The following is a 6,359-nucleotide window of genomic DNA, read 5'->3' on the forward strand; positions in this document are numbered from 1 at the left end:
TACCCCTGTAAAAAAATGAAAATCAGTGCGCGCACGCGTGCTTGAGCTCGATCAGGGTCACGCCGTTGCGTTTGAAGCCGTGGCGCAAATCGGTTTGCAGTTCCGCCAGACTCTGCGGCTGGCTCACGGTGCAACCGAACGCGCGGCCAAGCGCGGCGAAGTCCGGGTTGCGCGGCAACACGCCGATCGGCTCGATATCCAGCCCGAGCATGTCGTCACGAATCTGCCCCAACGCATCGTTGTTCCAGAGCAACACCACCAGCGGGCTGTCCAGCTCTTCAACGGCCGTCGCCAGTTCCTGCGCGGTGTAGAGAAAACCGCCGTCGCCTACCAACACCAACCCTGGCCGTTGCGGCGCACCAAACTTGGCGCCGATGCCGGCGGGCAAGCCGTACCCCAAGGTGCCGTAGCCGGTCGGGTGCAACCAACTGCGCGGTGCCAGGCTGTCGAAGGCGTAGTTGCCGGTGTAGGCCAGTTGGGTCATATCGGTGCTGATGAACGCGTTGTCCGGCAGTTCGGCTTCGATACGTTCCAGAATCGCTTGATGGATCGACTGCAACGGACCGTGACCGGCCTTCACCGCTTCACGCAATGCGGCGACGGCAGCGATGGCAGCGATGGCAGCCCTGGCATCGCGTGGAGTGGGCGACAAACGCTCCAGCAGCGCAGCGAGGGTTTGCTGCGCATCGCCATGCAACGCCACCGCGCACGGGTAAAAGTCATTGAACTTGCGCGGATCAATGTCGACGCGCAGCAACTCGGCTTTCAGCGGCAGGCGCTCGCGCCAGAAATCGGTGTCGGCCAATTCGGTGCCGACTGCCAGCACCACGTCAGCCTCGGCGATCAGGTTCCAGCCCGGTTCCACGCACAACGTCGAGCCGGCATTGAGCGGTGCATCCGGCGCCAACAAGCCTTTTCCGGCAACGCTGGTGAACAGCGGCGCGGCCAGCCGGGTGCTGAGTTCGTGCAATGCCTGCTGCGCATTCAATGCGCCACCGCCGGCAATAATCATCGGTCGCCTGGCGCTTTGCAGCTTGGCCACGGCTGCCTCAAGTGCCGGGCTCGATGCCGGACCGCGCCCCGGACGACGCACCACGTCGTTGCTCCAGTCACGGCTGACTTGCGCTGCCAACACATCCAGCGGCACTGAAATATGCACTGGGCGCGGACGCTCGCTGTCGAACACTGCGTAAGCGCGGGCGATCAGTTCGGGCAGATCATCGGCGCTCAATGCGACCGCCGAAAACGCGGTGATCGGTGCGGTTATGGCACGCTGATCCTGGGTTTCGTGCAGGCAGCCCCAGCCTTTGCCGAGGCTGGCGGTGTGGTTGACGCTGGAAATCACCAGCATCGGAATCGAGTCGGCATAGGCCTGACCGATGCCGGTCGCGGCGTTGGTCACGCCAGGCCCGGTGATGATGAAGCACACGCCCGGTTTGCCACTGACGCGCGCATAGCCGTCGGCCATGAAACTGGCGCCTTGCTCATGGCGCGTCAGGACATGGCGAATGCCGCTGCCGGGCAGGCCGCGGTACAACTCCAGCGTGTGCACGCCGGGAATCCCGAACACGGTGTCGACGCCGTAGTTGGCCAGTAGACGCACCAGTGCCTGGCCGCCGGTCAATGTCGTGGTTTGCATGTTCATATCCTCACTCGTGGCCGAGACGAATCAACGCATCGACCGCAGTCGTGCCGTGGGCACCGACCAATAATGGGTTCACATCGAGTTCCAGCAATTGCCCGGCGTTCTCACAGGCGTAATCGGCCACCGCACGAATCGCCGCCACCAGCGCGTCGAGGTCCGCCGCTTCGCGACCGCGAAAGCCTTGCAACAACATCGCACTGCGCAGGCTCAGCAACGCAGCGTGAATGGCGCCATCGGTGGTGGGCAGCAACAGGCTGCGGCTGTCCTTGAGCAGCTCCACCAGAATCCCGCCGGCACCGATGACCAAGGCCAGACCGAAGTCGTTTTCGCGCTTGATGCCGACGATCAATTCAGCCAACGGCGACGTGGCCATGGGCTCCAGCAACACCTGATCGAACGGCACCTGCGGCGCGTAATCGGCAATGCTCGCGCGCATTTTTTCCAGTGCTGCGGTCAGGGCAGCGGCGTCCTTGAGGTTCAGTGCCACGGCCCCGGCTTCGGTTTTGTGCGGCAGTTGCGTGCTGACCGCTTTCAGCACCAGCGGGTAACCCAGCGTGTTGGCGTCACTCAATGCGTTGTCTGGAGTGCTCAATACGCCATTAGGCGTCGGCAGGCCAAAGGCACGCAGGGCCAGTTTGGAGTCCCACTCGTTGAGCAAGCGACCTTCACCGTCCAGTGCCTGCGGACACAACGGCACCAGCGCCGACTCGCCCAGCGCCAGCAGCGCCTGACGATTGCGCTGATAGCCGGCGATTCGGCCCCAGGCCGCCAGTCCGTCCTCAACCCCTTGCAGCGCCGCTACGCCTTGCGCGTGCAGACGTTCACGAGCGTGAGCCGGCAGCAGTTCAGGAAAGGCCGAAGTGACGAAACCGGTCTTGCCGTGGCGCACCAGCGCGGCGCAGAACAACTCCAGCAGCAGGTCGCATTCCTTGCGTTCGCCGGTGTACTCCGACGGGTAATCGAGCACCAGCATCGCGGCATCGGCTTCGGTGCGCAGGGCACTGTCGAGCATGCGGTTCAGGGCTTCGCCATCGCCCCAGATCGCCGTGGTGAAATCCAGCGGATTGACCAGGTTGGCGTAGCTCGGCAGTACGTGGGCAAGCTCGCTGCGCTGACCTTCATCGAGTTTCGGCAAGCCCAGGTCGTTGCATTCGGCATAGTCGGCAATCAACCCGGCGTCACCTCCGGAACAGGCCAGCGCGATCAGGCTGTTGCCCGACGGCAGCTTGCCGCACGCCGCCGCCTTGAGGGTTTCGACGAAGCTCACCGGACCACTGACGCGGATCACCCCAAGGCGCGCAAACAGACTGTCGTACAACGCGTCGGAGCCAGACAGCGAACTGGTGTGACTGATGGCCAGTTCGGCGCCGATCTGCGACACACCGGTTTTCAAGGCGATGATCGGAATGCCTTTCTCCAGCGCCTTGTGCGCGGCCCGGGCAAAACCCGGCACGTTTTTCAGGCCTTCGAGGTGCAAGCCGATGGCGGTGACACGCGGCTCGTCGAGCAGCACGTCCATCAATTCGGCGATGCCCAGTTGCGCCTGATTGCCGACCGATGCCATGTAAGCCACCGGTAGCGAGCGGTCGCTCATGGACAGGTTGTAGGCGAAGTTGCCGCTCTGGGTCAGGACGGCGACGCCCTTCTCCACCGACTTGCCGCCGTGAGCCACCGGCCACAGCGCCGAGCTGTGCAGATAGTCCAGAACGCCGTAGCAATTGGGGCCAAGCAATGCCATGTGGCCGGCCGCCTTGAGCAACTGTTGCTGCAAGGCCTGACCTTCTTCGCCTGTCTCGGCAAATCCCGAGGCGTAGCAGATCGCCCCGCCCGCGTCCTTTGCCGCCAGTTCGGCGACGCAGGTCAGGGTCAGTTCACGGTTGGTCGCGATAAACACCGCATCCGGGCCGCACGGCAGCTCGGCGACGCTGCGCACACACGGCACGCCTTCGAGGCTGTCGTGCTGCGGGTTGACCAGCCACATCTGCCCAAGGTATCCGCCCTCGGCGCAGCGCTTGAGTGCCCGGGCCATGCTGCGGCCACCGACAAACGCCAAGTGGCGCGGCGCGAGCAGGCGTTTGAGGTTGTCACGAATCGTCTGCGACATAGGTATTCTCCAGGCTGATCAGCGCAGCAACGGCCGCAGCAATTCGCGGGAAATGATGTGGCGCTGGATCTCCGAGGTGCCTTCCCAGACGCGCTCGATCCGAGCGTTACGCCAGATGCGCTCCACCGGGCATTCATCCATCAGGCCCATGCCGCCAAAGATCTGCACCGCTTCATCGGCCACCCGACCGAGCACTTCACTGGCGAACAGTTTGGCCATGCCGGCCTCGCCATCGGTCATGCTGCCCTGGTCCATTTTCCAGGCGGTGTGCAAGGTCAGCAGTTCGGCGGCGCGGATCTGCGTGACCATGTCCGCGAGTTTGAACGAGATGCCTTGATACGTGCCGATAGGCTGGCCGAACTGCTTGCGATCCGCCGCCCATTGCAGCGATACGTCGAGCGCGCGTTGCGCCTGACCGACGCAGTTGGCCGCCACCATGACGCGCCCGGCGGTGAGCCAGGCGTTGGCCACTTCCCACCCCTTGCCGACTTCACCCAGCACTTTGGAGGCCGGGACACGGCAGTCGTCGAAGAACATTTCGTAAGTGTGATAACCGCGATTGCTCACACACTTCGGACCACGGCGGATGGTCATGCCCGGCGTGTCGCGATCCACCAGGAACGAGGTCACGGCATTGCGCTTGCGGCCGTTGTGCTCGTAGGTGTCGGTGACCGCGAAGACAATGGCGAAATCGGCGTGCCCGGCATGGCTGATGAAATGTTTGCTGCCATTGAGAACAAAGTCGTCGCCCTCGCGCACGGCGCGGGTCTTGATCGCGTTGGCATCGGAACCGGCGCCCGGTTCGGTGAGCGCGAAGCAATCGATCTTCTCGCCCTGAATGCACGGCAGCAGGTAGTCGTTGATCTGATCCCCGGTACAGGCCATGAGGATTTTCGACGGCCGCGCGACGAACACATGCAGCGCCCATGATACCTTGGACAGTTCACGTTCGATCAGCGCCTGGGACAGGTAATCCAGACCGCCACCGCCCACTTCTTCAGGCATGTTGAAGGCATAGAAACCCGCCGCAATCGCCTTGCCGCGAATCTGCGCGGCCAGCTCCGGGGAGACTTCGTCAGCGCGATCGACCGCTTCCTCATGGGGCAGCAGTTCCTTGGCGACAAAGCTGCGTACCGCGTCCACCAACATTTCTTGTTCTTGGGTCAGTTGGAAATTCATGGTGCTACCTGTTGTTCGTTCACGGGTTATGGGTGCGTGGCAACGGCGGGCTTATTGGCCGACAAACTGTGCCGGGCGTTTTTCAATGGAGGCGCGCAAGGCTTCGGCGCCGTCTTCACTGCGACCACAGAGCAGACCCGCGGCCTGTTCGGCTTGCAGTTGTTCCGGCAGGCTGCGCCCGGCGCTTTCGCGCATGAGTTTCTTGGTTTGGGCGAAGGCGAACGTCGGGCCGTTGGCCAGGCGCGTGGCCAGTTCGGTGGTCACCTCAAGCAGTTGCTCATCGGCGCAAACTTCGCCGACAAGGCCGGCGGCCAAGGCCCGATCCGCGCCCCACAACTCATCGAGAAACAGCAAACGCTTGGCCTGCTCGGTGCCGATCAGCCGTGGCAAATGCCAACTGGCACCGGCATCCGGCGAGTACGCCATGCTGGTGTAACCGGCCTTGAACCGCGCCGATTGACCCGCGATGCGCAAGTCGCAGCACAGCGTCAGGTCCATCCCGGCGCCAACGGCGGTGCCGTTGATTGCAGCGATGGTGGGTTTTTCCAGGCTGTACAAGCGGCTCATCAAGGCGTGGGCGGTTTCGGTCCAGCCGTAGGTTTCCAGAGCCCCCCGGGCTTCGGCTTCGGCCCACTCGGCGAGGTCGGCGCCAGCGCAGAAACTGCGACCGCTACCGGTCAGCACCACGACCCGAACGGCGGGATCGGCGTTGAAGTCGTCAAGCAAGGTGTGAAGGTTTTTCAGGGTCGGGATGTCCAGCGCATTACGCTGAGCAGTGCGATTGAGGGTGATCCAGGCAATACCGGCTTCGACCTGACTGAGCAGAGAAGATTGAGTAGTCATGCGAATCCTCGAATTATTGTGTTTGGCGTGAGGTGATGCGACTTGAGGCCATACTAAACGAGTGTTCAGTAAGGCGGCAATCGGTGATCTCTAAGGCTGTAACAGCTTAAAAATAAAGCTAAGTTATTGGTTTTAAATGGTTTATTTGTTTGTTAGGGGGATGTGGCGATACGGCTGTTACAACTTTGAACAACTGGGGACAGGTTGGGGTTGTTGGGAATATCCGTTTCTTTGGTAGCGGCTGCTGGCGGTTTCGCTTTTACAGCGAGTCCCTTTTTCAAACGCCAAAAAGGAACCAAAAGGCTTTGCCCCTCCATTCGGTGCCTCGCTGAGGCTCGGCATGCCCTCACTCCGGCCTCTGGGAAAGGGGCGGCAGATCAAAAGCTAAAGCAACATCAAGATCAAAAGATCGCAGCCTTCGGCAGCTCCTACAGAGCGCACGCATTCCCCCTGTAGGAGCGAGCCTGCTCGCGATGAATTCGAAGGCAACGTATTTTTCCAGACAGCACGCGTTATCGTTCACGTCCATCGCGAGCAGGCTCGCTTGTATGGTAGGACTTGAAGGGAGGAGGAGGGACAAGGCTCGAT

The 6,359-nt window shown here is 62.1% G+C and carries 4 protein-coding genes; all 4 read right to left on the reverse strand.

Annotation, left to right across the window (positions count from 1 at the left end; all coding sequences use genetic code 11):
- Positions 1-22: 22 nt before the first annotated feature.
- Genes ACM6IR_RS08995 through ACM6IR_RS09010 form a run of 4 tightly spaced genes read right to left on the reverse strand, consistent with a single transcriptional unit; the run spans position 23 to position 5,771 of the window.
- On the reverse strand, positions 23-1,639 hold the full coding sequence (locus ACM6IR_RS08995) for a 5-guanidino-2-oxopentanoate decarboxylase (protein WP_414907392.1): 1,617 nt from the start codon (positions 1,637-1,639) through the stop codon (positions 23-25).
- A 10-nt stretch (positions 1,640-1,649) separates the two neighbouring features.
- Positions 1,650-3,749, reverse strand: coding sequence for an acetate--CoA ligase family protein (locus ACM6IR_RS09000; RefSeq protein ID WP_414907389.1), 2,100 nt, complete (start codon positions 3,747-3,749; stop codon positions 1,650-1,652).
- Positions 3,750-3,767: 18 nt separating this feature from the next.
- Positions 3,768-4,928: an acyl-CoA dehydrogenase family protein gene (locus ACM6IR_RS09005; protein WP_414907390.1), complete on the reverse strand. Its 1,161-nt coding sequence runs from the start codon at positions 4,926-4,928 to the stop codon at positions 3,768-3,770.
- A gap of 51 nt (positions 4,929-4,979) precedes the next feature.
- Complete coding sequence (locus ACM6IR_RS09010; RefSeq protein WP_414907391.1) at positions 4,980-5,771, reverse strand: enoyl-CoA hydratase/isomerase family protein; 792 nt, start codon at positions 5,769-5,771, stop codon at positions 4,980-4,982.
- Between the last annotated feature and the right edge of the window lie 588 nt (positions 5,772-6,359).

The sequence above is a fragment of the Pseudomonas sp. IT-P253 genome (assembly GCF_949768125.1).
Lineage (GTDB): Bacteria > Pseudomonadota > Gammaproteobacteria > Pseudomonadales > Pseudomonadaceae > Aquipseudomonas.

Coding starts and splice junctions, on each gene's coding strand:
- ACM6IR_RS08995 (WP_414907392.1), bottom strand. CDS start 1,639: ATGCAAACCACGACATTGACCGGCGGCCAGGCACTGGTGCGTCTACTG.
- ACM6IR_RS09000 (WP_414907389.1), bottom strand. CDS start 3,749: ATGTCGCAGACGATTCGTGACAACCTCAAACGCCTGCTCGCGCCGCGC.
- ACM6IR_RS09005 (WP_414907390.1), bottom strand. CDS start 4,928: ATGAATTTCCAACTGACCCAAGAACAAGAAATGTTGGTGGACGCGGTA.
- ACM6IR_RS09010 (WP_414907391.1), bottom strand. CDS start 5,771: ATGACTACTCAATCTTCTCTGCTCAGTCAGGTCGAAGCCGGTATTGCC.